This window comes from Amorphoplanes friuliensis DSM 7358 (assembly GCF_000494755.1).
Lineage (GTDB): Bacteria > Actinomycetota > Actinomycetes > Mycobacteriales > Micromonosporaceae > Actinoplanes > Actinoplanes friuliensis.
Genome location: NC_022657.1, coordinates 2,194,293 through 2,212,011 on the forward strand (window position 1 = coordinate 2,194,293; position 17,719 = coordinate 2,212,011).

Sequence of the window (17,719 nt, forward strand, 5' to 3'; positions counted from 1 at the left end):
GTTCAACTCTGTCCTGATCGGAGTCTTTTGTGACCCTCCAGCTGCTGCCCGCGGTCGACGTCGCCGACGGTCAGGCGGTCCGCCTCGTCCAGGGCGCCGCCGGTTCCGAGACGAGCTACGGCGACCCGCTCGAGGCCGCCCTCGCCTGGCAGAACGACGGCGCGGAATGGGTGCACCTCGTCGACCTCGACGCGGCGTTCGGGCGGGGCTCCAACGCCCCGCTGCTGGCCGAGGTCGTCAGCCGCCTCGACGTGAAGGTCGAGCTCTCCGGCGGCATCCGCGACGACGCGTCCCTGCGCGCCGCCCTGGCCACCGGCGCGGCCCGCGTCAACATCGGCACGGCCGCCCTCGAGGACCCGGAGTGGTGCGACCGCATCTGCGGGGAGTTCGGCGACCGCGTGGCCATCGGCCTCGACGTGCGTGGCCGCACCCTGGCCGCCCGCGGCTGGACCCGCGACGGCGGAGACCTGTTCGACGTGCTCGCACGGCTCGACAAGGCCGGCGCCGCCCGCTATGTCGTCACGGACATCACCAAGGACGGCACCATGCGCGGACCGAACCTCGACCTGCTGCGCGAGGTCTGCGCCCAGACCGACAAGCCCGTCATCGCCAGCGGTGGCGTGTCCAAGCTGGACGACCTCCGCGCCCTCGCGACCCTGGAGTCCGTCGGTGTCGAAGGCGTGATCGCCGGCAAGGCGCTCTACGCGGGCGCGTTCACGGTCGCCGAGGCCCTCGCGGTGCTGGCCGAGGCATGAGCCCGATCGAACGCTTCAGCTCCGGCGGCCCGTGGGAGGAGAAGTACGGCTACTCCCGCGTGGTCCGCGCCGGCAACCTCCTGCTGACCGCCGGCTGCACGGCCACGGTCGACGGTGTGGTCACCGGCGTCGGTGACCCGCGGGCGCAGGCGCTGACAGCGTTCGGTATCGCACTCGACGCCCTGGCCCGGGCCGGCGCGGCCCGCGAGGACGTGATCCGCACCCGCATGTACGTGACTGATGCGACCTACGCCGACGCGGTGGCGGGAGCGCACGGGTCGATCTTCGCCGAGGTGCGGCCGGTGGCGACGCTGGTGGTGGTGGCCGGGCTGCTCGATCCGGAGCACTTGGTAGAGGTCGAGGTCGAGGCCTACACAGGCGGCCGCCCCCGAACCGTCCTGGTCTGACCGTCCCGGCCCACTGCGTCGGCTTACGTTTCGTGGCGGCGCCAGGCTTCGCGGAGGGCGGTGATCGCGGCGGTTATTGCCGGGCGGGCGGCGGAGGCTTCGCGCCAGGCCACCACCACGCGGCGCGTCGGGACCGGGCGGACGGGGAGCACGCACACGCCCTGCGGCAGCGGCGGGCGGGCCAGCCGGGGGATGATCGCGATGCCGAGACCCGCGGCGATCAGCGTCAGCTGCGTTTCGAACTCGCCCACGTTGAAGTCCGGCCGCACCCCGGGCAGCATCCGCACCAGCCACTCGTGGCAGACGTCGCCGGCCTTCGCCGTGATCCAGCGCTCGTCACGGGCCTGGCTCAGGCGTACCTCCCGGGCGGTCGCAAAACGATGCCCGGCCGGGACGATCAGATCGGCCACGTCCCGGCCGATCTCCACGTGGGAGACACCCGGCGGGTAGCGCAGCGCGACCTCCGGCCAGTCGTCCAGCACAGCCAGGTCGACGTGGCCGCGCCGCAGCACCTCCAGACCCTCGTGCGGATTGACCTCCACCAACCCCGTGGTCAGCTGCGGGTGGTCGGTGGCCAGCCGATGCAATGCGTACGGGAGCAGCGCCCGGCACGCAGTCGCAAAGGCCGCCACCGTCAGACGCCCGACCACCGTGTCGCGGTGCGCGGCGAGCGCCGCCTCGGCTTCGTCGACCGTCGCCAGGACACGCTCGGCATGATCGGCCAGCACCCGCCCGGCCTCCGTCAGCCGCAGCCGCCGCCCGTCCTTCTCGACCAGCGTGGCGCCGGTCTCACGCTCCAGCTTGGCGAGCTGCTGCGACACCGCCGACGGCGTGCAGTGCAACGCCTCACCGGCCGCCAGCACCGTCCCGTAGCTGGCCACAGCATGCAGCGCGCGCAACCGGCCCAGATCGATCATGTAGCCACGCTACAACGTCGGTGTAGCACTATTCGCTGGTGCTTCACCATCAGCATCATCAGGCTGAACGGTGTGAAACCCCGTGACATCGCCCTCGCCGTTGCCGTCGCCGCCGCCTGGGGCATCAACTTCGTCGTGATCGAGATCGGCCTCGACCACTTCCCGCCCCTCCTCTTCTCGGCGCTGCGCTTCACCGTGGCGGCGTTCCCGGCGGTGCTCTTCATCGGCCGCCCACCGGCCCGGTGGCGCTGGGTGATCGCGGTCGCCCTGGCCCTCGGCGTGGTCAAGTTCTCCCTGCTCTTCGCCGGGATGGCCGCCGGAATGCCGGCCGGACTCAGCTCCCTGGTCCTGCAGAGCCAGGCCGTCTTCACCACGATCTTCGCGGTGCTCCTCCTGCGCGAACGTCCCGGCCGCCTCCGCCTGGCCGGCCTGGCAATCGCCGCCCTCGGCATCGGCGTGGTCGCCACCCGGCTCGGCACGGACGGCCTCCCGGCCGGCGCGTTCAGCCTGGTCCTCGGCGCGGCGGTGGCCTGGGGCGTGTCGAACATCGCCACCCGCCGGGCGGCGCCCGCCGACACACTGCGCTTCATGGTCTGGGTGAGTGCGGTCGCGTCCCTGCCGCTGATCGCCCTGTCACTGCTCATCGAAGGCCCGGCAGCGGACCTGGCGGCCCTCCGCGCGATCAACCCCGCGGCTGTCGCCGCTCTCCTCTACGTCGCCCTGATCTCCACCCTGGCCGGCTTCGGAGCCTGGGGATCCCTCATCAAACGGTACGGGGCTTCAGCCGTTGCTCCCTTCTCCATGCTGGTCCCGGTGTTCGGCATCGCCTCCGCAGCCCTGTTCCTCAACGAACAGATCCACGCAACAGACCTCGCCGGTGCCGTCCTCGTGGTCGGCGGTGTCCTGCTGGGCGTGTTGCGCAAAGCTTCCGCCCTCACGCCGCCTCGAGCGGTCTCCGACAACGAGGATGGCCGCGTCCCGCCGAGCCTTCCCCTACCGATTGCCGGTCCCAGTTCCGCGTTGCTGCAACCGGTCGTTTCCGACGACCGCGGCCGGGAATCAGGGCCGAGCCTTCCCTTACCGGTCGCCGCTCCCAGTTCCGCGTTGCCGCAGCCGGTCGTTTCCGTCGACGGAGGCCTGGGATCAGGGTCGAGCGTTGCCTTACCAAGCTCGACTTCCGCCACCACCTCGCAGCGACCGATCCTCGTCGAAGTCGGCGAACCAGGTCTGGTGGCGGGCTCGACCCGGCCGGTCGTTGCTCCCACCGGCGCGCTTCCTGGCTTCAGCCCGGCGCCGCAGGAAAGGCATCAGCCCTGAGCGAGACCCGGAGGTCCACGTGGCGGCGAGCGCCCAGCCACTATCGATCTCGTTCTGAGCGGGATCGGTCGATCTGGGGTTCGGGGCACCGGATCGAGCACGTGGAGCTGATCGACAAGCCGATGATTGCGCGGCTGGTGGCGTTCGGTGGAGGGGTGGGTGTTTGGCCTCTGATGAATCGAGAGCGGGCGGCGCGGGGGTCCAGCCTGTGGATATGGGTGCGCTGGGCCGGTGGGAGGGTCGATAGGGTTGGGGCATGACGGTGGCGGTGCGGGTGATTCCCTGTCTCGACGTGGATGCGGGACGGGTGGTCAAGGGTGTCAACTTCGTCGACCTGCGGGACGCGGGGGATCCGGTCGAGTTGGCTGCCGCTTATGACGCTGCCGGTGCCGATGAGCTGACGTTTCTCGACGTGACGGCTTCGTCCGACGACCGCGGGACGATGCTCGACGTGGTGCGGCGCACCGCTGAGTCGGTGTTCATCCCGCTGACTGTCGGTGGGGGTGTTCGCTCGGTCGACAACGTCGACACCCTGCTGCGTGCCGGGGCCGACAAGGTCGGTGTGAACACCGCGGCCATCACCCGTCCGGAGCTGATCGCGGAGATCGCCGACCGCTTCGGCAACCAGGTGCTGGTTCTCTCGCTGGACGTCCGCCGTGTTGCCGGCGGTCCGTCGCCGGAGCACCCGAGCGGCTGGGAGGTCACCACCCACGGCGGTCGCAAGAGCGCCGGCCTCGACGCCGTCGAGTGGGCGCGCCGGGTGGCCGAGCTCGGCGCCGGTGAGATCCTGCTCAACTCGATGGACGCCGACGGCACCAAGGCCGGCTTCGACCTCGACCTGATCGCCGCCGTCCGCGCGGTTGTCGACATTCCGGTCATCGCCAGCGGGGGCGCCGGCGCGGTGTCGCACTTCCCGCCGGCCGTCGCTGCAGGCGCCGACGCGGTGCTGGCCGCGAGCGTGTTCCACTTCGGAGAGCTGACGATCGGCCAGGTCAAGACCAGCCTGCGCGAAGCCGGCAACCCGATCCGCTGACCGGTCACCCGCCGGAAGCAGTGCGGTCCGAAGCGGCTTCCGCGATGGCGATGGGCGATGAATCCTGCGGCGCGTTCTCCCGAGTTCTCGATCGCAGCTGGCCCGGTGGGGCGACTCGCTGGCTTTCTAGCGGCTGCACTGCAGTGGTCCTCGGATGCTGTCGCGTTGGACACACCGTCGCTGCTCCTCGGAGATCGCTGAGGTGAACGCCTACCGGGAGCGCGGTGCGGGGTCGGGCGAGACCAATCCCGGCCGCGATGGGCAGGTCGGAAACGCCTGCCGGGCCTCGAGGACACGGCCCGTGGCCGCGTGGAGGAGCAACCGGAACTGTGAGGGTTGCGGGCTCGCGAGCGCTTTGACGGGAACGGCCGGTCAGCGACAGTCGGCGAGGAAGGCTCAGCGACAGTCGGCTAAGAAGCGTTGTGCAGCTCGACCAGAGCGGCTGGTCAGCGGCCGTCGGCGAGGCGGAGGCTGTATTCGCGGACGGCGGCGTTGTACGTCTGGTCGCTGAGCTTCCAGTCGGATTCGCCGGGGGTGGCTGACCGGTTGAGCTGCGTCTGGAGGGTGACCACCGCGGACGACAGACCGCTGAACGGCCTGGTGCGCCAAAGCTGCTCGCCGGCCGGCGCCACCTCGACCAAGTCGTCGTCGACCGTGAGGAGGCCGGCGCCGGCGAGGCGGCGTACGGAGTCTTCGAGCTCGGAGCGGCTGGGCACGCTGTGGTGGAGAAAGTCGGCGGCCGCGAGCACGTCCGCGAGGCTTGCGCCGGTCACGGGGAGGGCTGCGTGGAGGGCGCGGTCGCGTTCGAGGCGTTCGGCGATCACTGCGGACACGAAGATCCAAGCGTCGTTCCAGTGCCAGTCGCCAGCCCCCATGTCGCCATGATGCCGTGCGGTCGGCGTGGCGGAAAGCGAATGTGTCTGGATGATCACCAAGCTGTGTCCCGCAGCCGGGACATATCGCCCGAGTGTCCGAAGATAGTCAGTCGTCTATCAGCGGCCGGCCGGGGCGGGTACCGGCGTGGTAGCCGGGCGGGCCGGGATGGCGAAGACCGGCATGAAGATCTGGACGAGCGGGCCGATTGCCAGCGCGTACGCGACGGTGCCGAGGCCGACCGTGCCGCCCAGCAGGAAGCCGACCGCCAGGACGAGGATCTCGATGCTGGTCCGGACCACGCGGATCGACAGACGCGGGAAGCGGTTCACGATGCCGGTCATCAGACCGTCGCGCGGGCCGGGACCGAAGTTCGCCCCGATGTACATGGCCGTCGAGACGCCGTTCAGAGCGATACCCACGATCAGGTACGTGATCCGCATCGCCATCGAGTCGCCCGGGGCCAGCAGGGCGAGGGCGCCGTCGACGACAAAGCCGATGACCACGAGGTTGGCGATGGTGCCGAAGCCCGGCTTCTGACGCAGCGGGATCCACAGCGCGAGGATCGGGATGCCGGCCAGGATCACCACCAGGCCGAAGCTGAGCCCGGTGGCCTTCGACACACCCTGGTGGAAAACGTCCCAGGAGGTCAGGCCGAGGCTGCTCTCCACCATGAAAGCCATGCTTATGCCGTACAGGACCAGGCCCGCGAAGAGCTGGGTCACACGGCGGGGGAGGCGGGCTCCAGGGTTGCTCAGGCGACTCATAAGTGCCACTCTGAAGGCCAATTGGTGCCACCGAAAGTGCCAATTTGCGGGAGGTGGCCATGACGACGTCCGTACGAGGGGGCCAATTGGCGCGCCTCCTCGGTCAGTGGCACTCGCTTCCGGGGCGGCACCGCAGCCCTGATTATGCGGCTCTCGCGGGCGCGATCCGGGGTCTGCTGACCGACAGCCGCCTGCCTCTGGGCGTACGCCTGCCTGCCGAACGTGAGCTCGCCGAGTCGCTCGGGGTCAGCCGGACGACGGTGACCGCGGCGTACCGGGCCTTGCGGGAGACCGGCCATCTCACGAGCCGGCGGGGCGCGGGGAGCTGGACCACCCTGCCGAACGGCCATCGCGTTGCGTCCTCCGGTCTGTGGACGCCCGACGACGACATGGACATGATCGATCTGGGGGTGGCGGCCTCGGCCGCGCCGGTCGAACTGGTGCCGGCGGCCCGGGCGGCCGCCGACGATCTTCCGCGTTTTCTGGGCAGCGCCGGTTACCACCCGACCGGTCTGATGGAGCTGCGCGAGGCGGTCGCGGAGGGTTACACCGCCCGCGGCGTGCCGACCAGCCCCGAGCAGATCCTGATCACCAGCGGCGTTCAGCACGCGCTCGACCTGGTGCTGCGCCTGTCCGTCCCGGCGGGTGCGTCGGTGCTGGTGGAGTCGCCGACCTACCCCAACGCGCTGGCCGCCCTGGCCGCGCGCCGCGCCCGGATCAGCACGCACGGACTCGACGCGGGCGGTGGCTGGGACGGTGAGATGCTGCTCGGCGCGCTGCGCCAGACCCGGCCGCGCCTGGCCTACGTGATCCCTGAGTTCCAGAACCCGAGCGGGCATCTGATGCACGCCGACCTGCGCGAGCGGCTCGTCGCCGCGGCCCATTCCACCGGTACGGAGCTGGTCGTCGACGAGTCCTTCGTGGACCTGCCGCTCGACGGCACCCCGGTGCCACCACCGGTCGCCGTCTTCGACCGCCACTCGCGGGTGGTGTCGATCGGCGGCATGAGCAAGGCGTACTGGGGTGGTCTGCGGATCGGCTGGGTGCGCGCGTCGGCCCCGCTGGTGCAACGACTGGCCGCGCTGCGGGTCGGTGTCGACATGGCGAGTCCGGTGCTCGAGCAGCTGGTGGCCGTGCACCTGCTCCGCGACGCGGAAACGATCGTCGCGACCCGGCGCGCGCAGCTCTCGATCCGGCGGGATGCGCTGGTCGCGGCGCTCGGGGAGTTCTTGCCGGAGTGGCGGTTCACCGTGCCGACCGGTGGTGTGATGCTCTGGGCCGAGCTGGACGGCCCGATCTCCAGCGCTCTGGCCCGCGCGGCCGAGGACGTCGGCGTGCGTCTTGCGCCGGGGCCGCGCTTCGGGTTGGACGGGACGCTGGAGAGGTTCATGCGGCTGCCGTTTGCTCTGCCCGCCGACGATTTGACGGAGGCGGTCCGCCGTATCGCCTCGGTGCGTCACGACCTGGACCGCGCAAGCCGCCCGGCCTGGCGCAGCCCGGCCGTCATCACCTGACAGGCCGGCTGGGTCGGCGGGCCCAACTTCGGTGAAGTTGGGCTTGGTGGGTCGCTCGGGCGATGGCGAGTCGGCAAGCCCAACATGGTTGAAGTTGGGCCTTTGTGAGCCGTCCGGGCGATGGCGAGTCGGCGAGCCCAACTTCGGTGAAGTTGGGCTTGGTGGGTCGCTCGGGCGATGGCGAGTCGGCAAGCCCAACATGGTTGAAGTTGGGCCTTTGTGAGCCGTCCGGGCGATGGCGAGTCGGCGAGCCCAACTTCGTTGAAGTTGGGCCTTGGTGGGCCACGGGCGATGGCGAGTCGGCGAGCCCGACTTCGTTGAAGTTGGGCCTTGGTGGGCCACGGGCGATGGCGAGTCGGCGAGCCCAACTTCGTTGAAGTTGGGGCTTTGGCGGGCCACTCTCGAGCGATGAGAAGCCGGTAAGCCCAATATCGGTGAAGTTGGGCCTTTGTGAGCCGTCCGGGCGATGGCCAGCCGGCGAGCCCAACATCGTTGAAGTTGGGCCTTCGTGGGTCACTCGGGCGATGGCGAGCAGGCAGGCCCAATATCGGTGAAGTTGGGGCCTTCGTGAGCCGTCCAGGCGATGGCGAGCCGGCTAGCCAACATCGTTGAAGTTGGGCCTTGGTGGGCCACTCGGCGATGGCGAGTCGGCAACCCCAACTTCGTTGAAGTTGGGCCTTGGAGGGCCACTCGGGCGATGGTGAGTCGGCAACCCCAACATCGTTGAAGTTGGGCCTTCGTGGGCCACCCGGGCGATAACGAGCCGACAACCCCGTCTCGACCGGGCCGAATCGCAGCACATGCAACTTATGGCCGATACATGCCGCCCGTGAAGTCAGCCCGGGGACCGTGGTGGGGACCATCCTTGATCAACCACGCTGAGCCGCATGGTCACTCGTAGGGCGCTGTTGCGGGGAACGTTGCTCACCGTGGGTGGGGCGGCCACGGCTTTTGCCGGGTCGGATCATGTGGAGCATTGGCTGGGCTGGGACAAGCCACCGCTGGGCGGCGGGTACGCCTCAGCAGCCGACAACCTCAGCGCGGTAGCCCACGGCGGTGTGCAGATCCACTACTTCAAGCCGACCACCGAGAAGCTCGTTGCGCTGACCTTCGACGACGGGCCGCTGCCGGAGTTCACACCGCGGTTCCTCGACGTGCTCGATGAACTTCGCGCACCGGCCACGTTCTTTCTGGTCGGTAGTCGTCTCGAGGAGCACGCCGGCCTGGTCCGGGGGAGGCTGGATCGGCACGAGGTGGGCAACCATTCGTGGTCGCACACTGATCTGGCCACACTGGACCTCGCCGCCGCGCGGACCGAGCTGGAACGCACCCACGATGCGATCAAGCGCCACACCGGCCGCGAGGCGACACTGCTCCGGCCCCCGTACGGTCACCTGGGCGGGTCGACCGTGCTCGCCGCGGACGCGATGGGTTACGACATCGCCCTGTGGTCGCAGCAGATGCGGGAGCGGAATTTTGCCGGCGATCCTGCGGCTCAGGCCGAGGATCTGATCGGCACGGTGCGCCCAGGTTCGATCGTGCTGGCCCATGACGCCGGGGATGCGCGGCGGCTGGTCGCGTTGAAGGCCCTGCCCACGATGATCACTGGCCTTCGCGCGCGCGGCTACCGTTTTGTGACGGTCACCGAGCTGCTGAACAGTTAGGACAGCCAGGTGCCGTTGCGCATGAGGGTGCGGTCGGGGATCTCGTTGACCTCGCGCCAGGCCTGGATGCGGGTCGGGCGCAGGACCAGGTAGACGTAGGTGTTGCCCGTCTCGCGCGGGTCCCAGTCCGTCGCGCCGGCGTAGCCGTCGGCCACCCACGCCGGCGCGTCGGTGACCGGGAACGACTCCTCCAGCTCGGCGTCGATCATCACGACGTCGCGGGTCGTGCCCAGTGACAGGCGGGCGGTGCCTGTGGCGGCGAGGTTGGTCATCGTTCGCGTGGGGCCGTCGGAGGCGAGGACGATCCGGTCCCGCAGCCACGCCAGGGTCAGCGGGACCAGGTACGGCTCACCGCCCCGGGCCGAGGCGGTCGCCACCCAGGCGTCCGCGGTGAACTCCTGCAGCCGGGCGAGGGTGTCGGCCAGCCGCTGGGCGCGGGTGCGGGGTTCCGGAAGTCCGGTCATGACTGCTCGAGGATACCGACGGTGGTGCCGTCCTGGTCGCGTACCGTGGCGATCTTTTTGCCGGCGCCCACGTCCTTGATCTCCTGCAGCTGCTCGGCGCCCGCCGCGAGGAGAGCGTCGAGCGTGGTGCGGATGTTGTCGACGTGCCAGTACATGATCGGGCCGGCGGTGGTGTCGCCGTTGGGGTCGAGGCCGACGTGCTGGCCGCCGGCGGTGAAGCCGACGTAGTACGGCTGGTCGACGTCCGGGGTGACGCCGAGCAGCGTGCCGTAGAGCGTCTTGGCCGCGGTGAGGTCCTTGACGGGGATGACGATGGTGCCGAGACCCGACGTTGCCATGGTGGTGTCCTTCCGGTTGTGTCACATCGGGCCCGTGCGGCCCGTCATGGTGATGACGGATGGCGACGGGAAGGTGTGACAAGTGAGTGGGATGGATCAGCTGGCGCGGCGTTTCGAGTCCGACCGGCCGCACCTGCGGGCGGTGGCGCAGCGGATGCTGGGCTCCGCCGCGGAGGCCGACGACGCGGTGCAGGAGGCGTGGCTGAGGTTGAGCCGCAGCGACACGTCGGACGTCGGCAACCTCACCGGCTGGCTCACCACCGTCGTGTCCCGCGTCTGCCTCGACATGCTGCGGTCCCGGGCGTCGCGGCGGGAGGAGGACGCGGAACTTCCGGAGACCGCGGCTCCCGACGACGCGCATCCCGAGCACGAGGCGCTCGTGGCCGACTCGATCGGGCCGGCGTTGCTGGTGGTGCTGGACACCCTCGCGCCGGGGGAGCGGCTGGCGTTCGTGCTGCACGACATGTTCGCGGTGCCGTTCCCGGAGATCGCGGAGATCGTCGGCTGCTCGCCGGCGGCGGCGCGTCAGCTCGCGAGCCGGGCCCGCCGCAAGGTCCAGGGCCGGGGCGCCAATTCCGGATCCGACCGCACCCGTACGCGCACAGTGGTCGAAGCCTTCCTGGCGGCGTCGCGGGGCGGCGACTTCGCGGCCCTGCTGGCGTTGCTCGATCCCGACGTTGTCCTGCACGCGGACGACGCCGCGGTGCGCACCGGGGCGACCGCGGTGCTGCGTGGCGCGAGTGCGGTGGCCGAGACGTTCTCCGGGCGGGCGCAGGGCGCGAAGCTGGCGTTCCTCGACGGCACAGCAGGCCTGCTCTGGGCGCCGGGCGGTACGCCGCGGGTCGCCTTCGCCTTCACCGTCGCGGCGGACGGGCGCATCACCGGCATCGAGCTGATCGCCGACGCGGCCGACCTGGCGGCGATGGACGTGCAAAGGGTGCCGTGATCAGCGACCACGGCACCCGTTGCTGCGACTTACATCTGGACGAGGCTGCCGGCGTACATCTCGTCGATCTGGGTGGCGAAGTTGGTCTCCACGCTGCGGCGCTTGATCTTCATCGACGGGGTGATCTCGCCGTGCTCGATGGTGAGGTCGCGGGGGAGGATCGTGAACTTCTTGATGGTCTCCCAGCGGTTCAGCTTGCCGTTGAGCTCCTCGATGTAACCGGCGATCAGCGCCTGCGTCTCCGGCGCCGTCACGATCTGCTCGTAGCTCTTGCCGGCCAGAGGCCCGCCGGCCGCCCAGCCCGCGATCGCGTCCTCGTCGAGCGAGACCAGCATGGTGACGAAGTTGCGGGCCTGACCGACCACGACCGCCTGTGAGGTGTACGGGCAGACGGCCTTGAACATGCCCTCGATCGCGGACGGGGCGATGTACTTGCCGCCGGACGTCTTGACGAGGTCCTTCTTGCGGTCGGTGATCTTGAGGAAGCCCTCGCTGTCGAGCTCGCCGATGTCGCCGGTCCGGAAGAAGCCGTCCTCGGTGAACGACTCCGCGGTCTCCTTGGGGAGGTTGTGGTACCCGCGCATGACCGGGGCGCCGCGCAGCAGGATCTCGCCGTCGCTGTCGATGCGGCACTCGAGGTCACCGAGGGGCTGACCGACCGAGCCGATCTTGAGCTTGCCGAGGCGGTTGACGAAGTTGGCCGCGCTCGACTCGGTGAGGCCGTAGCCCTCCATGATCGGGAGGTTGGCCGCTGCGAAGAACTCGGCGATGTCGCGGCTCAGCGGGGCCGAACCGGAGACGAGGACCCGCAGGCGGCCGCCGAGGCGCTGCTGGAGCTTGCTGAAGACCAGCTTCTCCGCGACGGCGAACTTGGCCTTGAGCACTCCGCCGACGGGCTTGCCGGCCTGCTCGAGGGCGACCTTCTCCTTGCCGACACCGACGGCCCAGCCGAAGATCTTGGCCTTGGCGCCGCCGGCACCGAGCGCCGTGGTGACGGTCTTGTTGTAGACCTTCTCGAAGATGCGGGGGGCCGCGCACATCAGCGTCGGCTGGACCACCGACAGCATGTCGACGAGCTTGTCGACGCGGCCGTCGACGTACGTCGGCACACCCACGTGCAGGATGCCGCAGAGCAGCGTCTTGCCGAACGAGTGCGACAGCGGCAGCCACAGGTACTGCAGGTCGGAGGACTCGAAGAGCCCCAGGCCCGCCTGCGCCACACCTTCCCAGGTCCAGCCGCGGTGCAGCAGCTGCACACCCTTGGGCCGGCCGGTCGTTCCCGAGGTGTAGATCAGGGTCGCGATGTGGTCGGGGCCGACGGTCTCGACGATGCGCTCGACCAGGTCGGGCTGCTGGGCGAGGGCGGCCCGGCCGCGCTCCTCCAGCTCGGCCAGCGTCAGCTGCGGCGGTGTCGCGTTCGCGTCGGCCAGGCCGTCGATCAGGATGACGTGGGTGACCTCGGTGTCGGCACCGGAGATCTTCAACGCCTGCTGGGGGTTCTCCGCGACCAGGATCTTCGAGCCGGAGTCGACGACGATGTAGGCCGCGTCCTCGGGTTCGGTGGTCGGGTAGACCGTGGTGGTCGCCGCACCGGCGCAGTTGATGCCGAGGTCCACCAGCACCCACTCGAGGCGTGTGCCCGAGAGGATGGAGACCCGGTCCTCGAGACCCACGCCCAGCCCGGCGAGGCCCGCGGCGATCGCGCTGGCGCGCTCGCCGACCTGGGACCACGTGAGCCAGGTGATCGCGGTGTCGTCCGCATTCGGTACGGCGAACGCCTGACCGTTCGGGGTCGCCCGCACACGTTGCAGGAACATGTCCGGAATCGACCGGTAGGGAACCTCGAGAGCCATCGGGCGCCGCCTCTTTGCGTCTATGGGGGGAGTGGTGTGACAGCTGTGTTACCGCAGGGTATTGCCATGAAGTCGCGAGGGCCAGAGCCACCCGGCCGGTGCTCTCCGTTCGCCCTCGGAGTGACCTGCACGACAATCCTAGCCGCGCGCGTGCGGGCGCCCGCGGAAGCGTCGCCGTCGCCGCAGTGCCGGGCGACCGTGCCAACAGTGTTAACAATTCTTGGTATGGCCCAATCGATATAGAAGGTCGTCGACGTTTGGCCTTAATCTCAGGTGTCAACGGACGCGTTCCGGTCCGGCAGGCGCGAGAGAGGAACAGCATGGCGATTCGACGCCCCCGAAACGGCCGGTTCCTGGCCGTCACTCTGCTCGTCGTGGCGACGACCACGACCGCGACCGTGACACCCGCGATGGCGGCACCCGCCACCGGTCAGATCAAGCTCGCCGGTACGGCCGACGCGATCGCCGGCAGCTACATCGTGGTCCTGAAGGACAGCGCGGCCGGCAAGGCCTCGCGGGTCGCCGACAGGTCGGCCGACCTGGCCGACGGCTACGGCGCGAAGGTCAAGCAGACCTTCGGGTCGGCCCTCAACGGCTTCGAGGCCAGCATGAGCGAGTCCGCGGCCAAGCGGCTCGCGGCCGACCCGAGCGTCGCCTACGTCGAGCAGAACCAGCGGGTGTCGCTGCTCGTCACACAGAACAACGCCACCTGGGGCATCGACCGCATCGACCAGAAGGCGCGGCCGCTGAGCACCACGTACACGTACAACGTGACCGCGAGCAACGTGACCGCGTACATCATCGACACCGGCATCAAGTACACGCACAACGACTTCGGGGGCCGGGCCCGCTTCGGGTACGACGCGGTCGGCTCGGGCGGCGTGGACTGCAACGGTCACGGCACGCACGTCGCCGGCACGGTCGGTGGCACCACGTACGGCGTCGCCAAGGCCGTCAAGCTCGTCGGTGTCCGGGTGCTCAACTGCTCCGGCAGCGGCACCAACGCGGGTGTCATCGCCGGTGTCAACTGGGTCACCCAGAACGCCGTCAAGCCCGCCGTGGCCAACATGAGCCTCGGTGGCGGCGCCAGCTCCGCCCTCGACAGCGCCGTGTCGAACTCCATCAACTCGGGTGTCACGTACGCCCTCGCGGCCGGCAACTCGAGCGCGAACGCCTGCAACTCCTCGCCGGCCCGCGTCGCCTCGGCCATCACCGTCGGCGCGACCACGAGCACCGACGCCAAGGCGTCGTACTCGAACTACGGCACCTGCCTCGACATCTTCGCGCCGGGCTCGTCGATCACCTCGGCCTGGTACTCGAGCAACAGCGCCACCAACACGATCAGCGGCACGTCGATGGCGTCCCCGCACGTCGCCGGCGCCGCGGCGCTGGTCCTCTCCGCCAACACGGGCTTCAGCCCGGCCCAGGTGCGCGAAAACCTGGTCAACCGCGCCGTCACCGGTGTGGTCACCAGCCCGGGCAGCGGCTCCCCGAACCGCCTGCTCTACGTCGGCCCCTGACCTTCCTGAAACACAGCTCCCTGACACACCAGGATCCCCGGACCGCCAGGTCCGGGGATCCTCCCTTTCCGGTACGGCGTCAGTCGTCGTCGCGCTCGCTCCGGTGGCGCAGCACGTCACCCGTGGTGCGGTCGACGTCGATGTCGTGCTCGATCGCGCCCTTCTGCACCTCGATGTCCCAGACCGCGCGGCCGTGCTCGGTCTCGCGCTCCACATCGGTCACGCGGCCCCCACCAGCCGCCTTGATCGCGATCGCCTTCGCGTCGCCGAGGCTGATGGCCGCGGAAGAGGACGGCGACGGCTCCCTGGTGGGCGCCGTTGAGGACGGGAAGGACGACGGCGACGGTGCGGCCACCACGTCCCCGTCGGGCAGCATCTCGACGCCCGGCGGGTCGTCGGTGCCCGCGGCGAGGGCGGTGCCGCCGATCGCGAGTGCGGCAACCGTGCCGGCGGCGAGGGCAGTGACAGTGCGAAGCCTAATCATCGTGAGAACCTCCGGTGTCGTGGAACGTTGACACCGATACGTTCGCGCTCCGCGCACCATGGCTGCGCTGTGTGATTGCTAAGGACGGGTTAAAGCCGGTAGACCGACACGTGGTCGGTGCTGGCGGCGTCGAAGGGCGCCCGCTCCCAGCCGGCGTACCGGGCCTCGAGGTGCAGGCCGGCCTGCTCGGCGAGACGGTCGATCTGCTCGGGCCACAGGTAGCTCATCCCGAACGGCTCCAGGCGGACACCGGCGGCCGAGAACGTCACGTTCTGCCGGACGAACGTCTGCGCCGCCCGGTCGTAGCGGTGCATCCGGAACGACGCCGAGTCCTCGGTCACGTGCCGCACCTGGGGTTGCGCCTCGTCGCGTTCGAAGTCGGCGAGGTTCGGCACGAATGCCTCGATGACAAACGCACCACCGGGGGCGAGCACCCGCGCCACGTTGCGGAAGCAGTCCGCCTGCCGTTGGGCGTCGACCAGGTTGAAGAGCGTGTTGAAGACCAGATAGGCCAGCGTGTAGGGCCCGCGGACCCCGACGTCGGCCATGTCGCCGATGACCACCGGCAGGTCCGCGCCGCCCGGCTTGGCCCGCAGCTTCTCGACCATCTCCGGGGAGCCCTCGACACCTTCGACGGCGATGCCGCGCGCGGCCAGGGGCAGCGCCACCCGGCCCGTGCCGATGGCCAGCTCCAGCACGGGACCATGGCCGGCCATCCCGGCCAGGAAGTCCACGGCGCGCGCCGGATCCGGGTTGCTCGTGGCGTCGTACTGCGCCGCCCACTGCCGGCCGAACAGCCCGGGATCGTTGAACATCGACATGCCGTCAGGACAACAGAGGGTCAGGCGGGCGGCAACTGCTTTACCGCGGCCAGTTCCAGGCGCACCTGGGCGCCGCCGCCCGGAGCGGACTCCAGGAAGAGTGCGCCACCAGCGGCTTCGGCGGCGCGGCGGGCGATGTCGAGGCCCAGACCGGTCGAGCCGCTGCCGGACGAGCCCCGCCGCAGCGCGCCGGTGGGAAAACCGGGACCTGCGTCCGAGACTGTCAGCACGGCACCGCCGCCGGCGCGGGGCACGAGCGACACGGCCAGGGCCGTTCCGTCCGGCGTGTGGGCAAAAACGTTGCCCAGCACCGCGTCCAGGGCCGCCGCGAGGTCGTCCGCCGGCAGGGCCACGGGCAGCGGTGCGGACGGCAGCTCCCGGCGTACCTGGCGGTCGGTGTCCTCGGCGAGCACGGTCCAGAAGGCGACCCGGTCGGTGACCACCGCGGTGGCGTCGGCCGTGGCCGGCCGTTCGCCGGCCCGGCGGCGGGCCTGCTGGATCACGGCCGTGACCGCCCGCTCGATGCCGTCGGCCGCGGCCGTCACCCGCGCGGCCTCCTCCTCGTCGCGCAGCGACTCGGCCTCGAGCCGCAGTGCGGTGAGCGGGGTGCGCAGCCGGTGCGACAGGTCCGCGACCTGCTCACGCTCCTCCCGCAGCAGGTCCTGGATGCGCCCGGCCAGCTGGTTCAGCGCGGTTGCGACCTCACGCACCTCGGGCGGGCCGGACGGGCTGGCGCGGGCGGACAGCTCGGCGCGGGCCAGGCGGTGCGAGACCGCGGACAGGTCGGCGATCGGCGCGATGAGGTTGCGGGCCAGCCGGTCGGCGACGACCAGGCCCAGCAGGACCAGGGCCAGCCCCAGACCGGCGAGCACCAGCCAGGACCGCACGACCCCGCTGGTCAGCCGGTCGGCGGGCACCACGGTACGCACGACATAGGTGCCGTCGGTGCCCGACACCGGCACGACGATCTCGCGTCCCGCGTCGCTGCTGACGGTGAAGGACCGCCCGTTGGCCTGGGCCAGGCGTACCGCCGGGGTGCGTTCGGCCGCCGCCCCCAGCACCGCACCGGACGGCGGGAAGACGCTGACCGGCAACGGCAGCCCGTCCACCACGAGGGCCAGCGCGGCGTCGTCGCTGGTGCCGACCTGCGGGACGATCGTCTGCAGCACGTCGTTGGCCCGGCTGATCGCCCGGTCCTCGGTGACCTGCCGGATCAGCAGCGCGAGCGGCACCAGGAAGGCGATCAGCACCAGGCACGTGGTCGCCGCGACGAGCAGGGTGAGCCGGCGTCTCATGCCGGACCGCTCAGCCGGACCCCCACCCCGCGCACGGTGTGCAGGTAACGCGGTTCCTGTGCCGTCTCGCCGAGCTTGCGGCGCAGCCAGGACAGGTGCACGTCGACGGTCTTGTCCGCGCCGCCGTACGGGACCTGCCACACCTCGCTGAGCAGCTCACGCTTGGTCACGACCTGCCCGGCCCGGCCGGCCAGGTGGTGCAGCAGGTCGAACTCACGGGGTGTGAGGTCGAGATCCGTCCCGTCCAGAGTGGCCGTGCGCGCACCCGCGTCGATCCGGAGCCCGCCGACGGTCAGCGCCACCGGTTCGGTCCCGGCGGTCGCGCCGCGCCGGAGCACCGCCCGCACCCGCGCGTCGAGCTGGGCCGCGGTGAACGGCTTGACGATGTAGTCGTCGGCGCCCGCGTCGAGGACCCGGACGATCTCCTCCTCGTCGTCGCGGGCGGTCGCCACGATCACCGGCATCGTGCTCACGGCCCGCAGCATCCGCAGCAGTTCGCGCCCGTCGAGATCCGGCAGGCCGAGGTCGAGCACCACCAGATCGGGCCGCTCGGCCAGCGCGGTCTGCAGGCCGTCCATCGCTGTGTGCGAGGCCGCCACGGCATGCCCGCGCTCGCGCAGGGCGCGCAGCAGGGTCGTCCGGATCGCCGGGTCGTCCTCGATCAGCAAGAGGTGGGCCACGCTGCACGGTAACCCGCGGCCGGACCCGCAACAGCGCCCTTAACCGTCCCTTAGCGTGCGCACGGGCCTGC

18 protein-coding genes are annotated in these 17,719 nt (G+C 70.4%); 8 read left to right on the forward strand and 10 right to left on the reverse strand.

Annotated features, from left to right (window positions below):
• Positions 1-29: 29 nt before the first annotated feature.
• Both priA and AFR_RS10245 read left to right on the forward strand, forming a co-directional pair.
• Positions 30-755, forward strand: coding sequence for a bifunctional 1-(5-phosphoribosyl)-5-((5-phosphoribosylamino)methylideneamino)imidazole-4-carboxamide isomerase/phosphoribosylanthranilate isomerase PriA (gene priA / locus AFR_RS10240; protein WP_023360074.1), 726 nt, complete (start codon positions 30-32; stop codon positions 753-755).
• Positions 752-1,162 carry a RidA family protein gene (locus tag AFR_RS10245; protein WP_023360076.1) on the forward strand — a complete coding sequence of 137 codons (411 nt, stop codon included), beginning with the start codon at positions 752-754 and terminating at the stop codon, positions 1,160-1,162. The genes priA and AFR_RS10245 overlap by 4 nt, the downstream gene beginning before the upstream one ends.
• Before the next feature lie 23 nt (positions 1,163-1,185).
• Here AFR_RS10245 and AFR_RS10250 read toward each other — a convergent pair whose 3' ends face one another.
• Entirely contained in the window at positions 1,186-2,079 is an 894-nt protein-coding gene (locus AFR_RS10250; protein ID WP_023360078.1) for a LysR family transcriptional regulator, read from the reverse strand.
• 72 nt (positions 2,080-2,151) lie between these two features.
• On the opposite strand from AFR_RS10250, the gene AFR_RS10255 reads away from it, so the two are divergent.
• Both AFR_RS10255 and hisF read left to right on the forward strand, forming a co-directional pair.
• Positions 2,152-3,396, forward strand: a complete 1,245-nt coding sequence (locus AFR_RS10255; RefSeq protein WP_023360080.1) for an EamA family transporter — start codon at positions 2,152-2,154, stop codon at positions 3,394-3,396.
• 256 nt (positions 3,397-3,652) lie between these two features.
• On the forward strand, positions 3,653-4,429 hold the full coding sequence (gene hisF / locus AFR_RS10260; RefSeq protein ID WP_023360082.1) for an imidazole glycerol phosphate synthase subunit HisF: 777 nt from the start codon (positions 3,653-3,655) through the stop codon (positions 4,427-4,429).
• A gap of 446 nt (positions 4,430-4,875) precedes the next feature.
• Here the strand turns inward: hisF and AFR_RS10265 are convergent, their stop codons facing one another.
• Positions 4,876-5,304, reverse strand: a complete 429-nt coding sequence (locus AFR_RS10265) for a hypothetical protein (protein ID WP_023360084.1) — start codon at positions 5,302-5,304, stop codon at positions 4,876-4,878.
• A 117-nt stretch (positions 5,305-5,421) separates the two neighbouring features.
• Positions 5,422-6,069 (reverse strand): membrane protein YczE, encoded by a 648-nt coding sequence (yczE, locus tag AFR_RS10270; protein WP_041840754.1) that lies wholly within the window; start codon positions 6,067-6,069, stop codon positions 5,422-5,424.
• A 59-nt stretch (positions 6,070-6,128) separates the two neighbouring features.
• Here yczE and yczR point away from each other — a divergent pair, with 59 nt between their 5' ends.
• Together yczR and AFR_RS10280 are read left to right on the forward strand one after the other, a co-directional pair.
• Positions 6,129-7,583, forward strand: coding sequence for a MocR-like transcription factor YczR (gene yczR / locus AFR_RS10275; RefSeq protein WP_041840755.1), 1,455 nt, complete (start codon positions 6,129-6,131; stop codon positions 7,581-7,583).
• A gap of 887 nt (positions 7,584-8,470) precedes the next feature.
• On the forward strand, positions 8,471-9,247 hold the full coding sequence (locus AFR_RS10280) for a polysaccharide deacetylase family protein (protein WP_041840756.1): 777 nt from the start codon (positions 8,471-8,473) through the stop codon (positions 9,245-9,247).
• Here the strand turns inward: AFR_RS10280 and AFR_RS10285 are convergent.
• Complete coding sequence (locus tag AFR_RS10285; RefSeq protein ID WP_023360092.1) at positions 9,244-9,711, reverse strand: pyridoxamine 5'-phosphate oxidase family protein; 468 nt, start codon at positions 9,709-9,711, stop codon at positions 9,244-9,246. The genes AFR_RS10280 and AFR_RS10285 overlap by 4 nt on opposite strands.
• A complete protein-coding gene (locus AFR_RS10290) occupies positions 9,708-10,049 on the reverse strand; it encodes a VOC family protein (protein ID WP_023360094.1) in 342 nt (113 codons plus the stop codon). The genes AFR_RS10285 and AFR_RS10290 overlap by 4 nt, the downstream gene beginning before the upstream one ends.
• Positions 10,050-10,140: 91 nt before the next feature.
• On the opposite strand from AFR_RS10290, the gene AFR_RS10295 reads away from it, so the two are divergent.
• Positions 10,141-10,995, forward strand: coding sequence for a sigma-70 family RNA polymerase sigma factor (locus tag AFR_RS10295; RefSeq protein ID WP_023360096.1), 855 nt, complete (start codon positions 10,141-10,143; stop codon positions 10,993-10,995).
• 29 nt (positions 10,996-11,024) lie between these two features.
• On the opposite strand, the gene AFR_RS10300 is transcribed toward AFR_RS10295, so the two are convergent.
• Positions 11,025-12,848 (reverse strand): AMP-dependent synthetase/ligase, encoded by a 1,824-nt coding sequence (locus tag AFR_RS10300; RefSeq protein ID WP_023360098.1) that lies wholly within the window; start codon positions 12,846-12,848, stop codon positions 11,025-11,027.
• Positions 12,849-13,168: 320 nt separating this feature from the next.
• Between AFR_RS10300 and AFR_RS10305 the strand changes: the two genes are divergently transcribed.
• A complete protein-coding gene (locus AFR_RS10305; protein ID WP_023360100.1) occupies positions 13,169-14,368 on the forward strand; it encodes a S8 family peptidase in 1,200 nt (399 codons plus the stop codon).
• A 79-nt stretch (positions 14,369-14,447) separates the two neighbouring features.
• Here AFR_RS10305 and AFR_RS43515 read toward each other — a convergent pair whose 3' ends face one another.
• The 4 genes from AFR_RS43515 to AFR_RS10325 all read right to left on the reverse strand — a co-directional run bounded on the left by AFR_RS43515 (position 14,448) and on the right by AFR_RS10325 (position 17,648).
• A complete protein-coding gene (locus AFR_RS43515) occupies positions 14,448-14,852 on the reverse strand; it encodes a PepSY domain-containing protein (protein ID WP_023360102.1) in 405 nt (134 codons plus the stop codon).
• Between the two features lie 89 nt (positions 14,853-14,941).
• Entirely contained in the window at positions 14,942-15,673 is a 732-nt protein-coding gene (locus tag AFR_RS10315; RefSeq protein WP_023360104.1) for a class I SAM-dependent methyltransferase, read from the reverse strand.
• 20 nt (positions 15,674-15,693) lie between these two features.
• The gene (locus tag AFR_RS10320; protein ID WP_023360106.1) at positions 15,694-16,968 is read right to left on the reverse strand and encodes an ATP-binding protein; all 1,275 of its coding nucleotides are present in this window, start codon (positions 16,966-16,968) and stop codon (positions 15,694-15,696) included.
• Positions 16,965-17,648 carry a response regulator transcription factor gene (locus tag AFR_RS10325; RefSeq protein ID WP_023360108.1) on the reverse strand — a complete coding sequence of 228 codons (684 nt, stop codon included), beginning with the start codon at positions 17,646-17,648 and terminating at the stop codon, positions 16,965-16,967. Before AFR_RS10325 ends, AFR_RS10320 begins: the two co-directional genes overlap by 4 nt.
• Between the last annotated feature and the right edge of the window lie 71 nt (positions 17,649-17,719).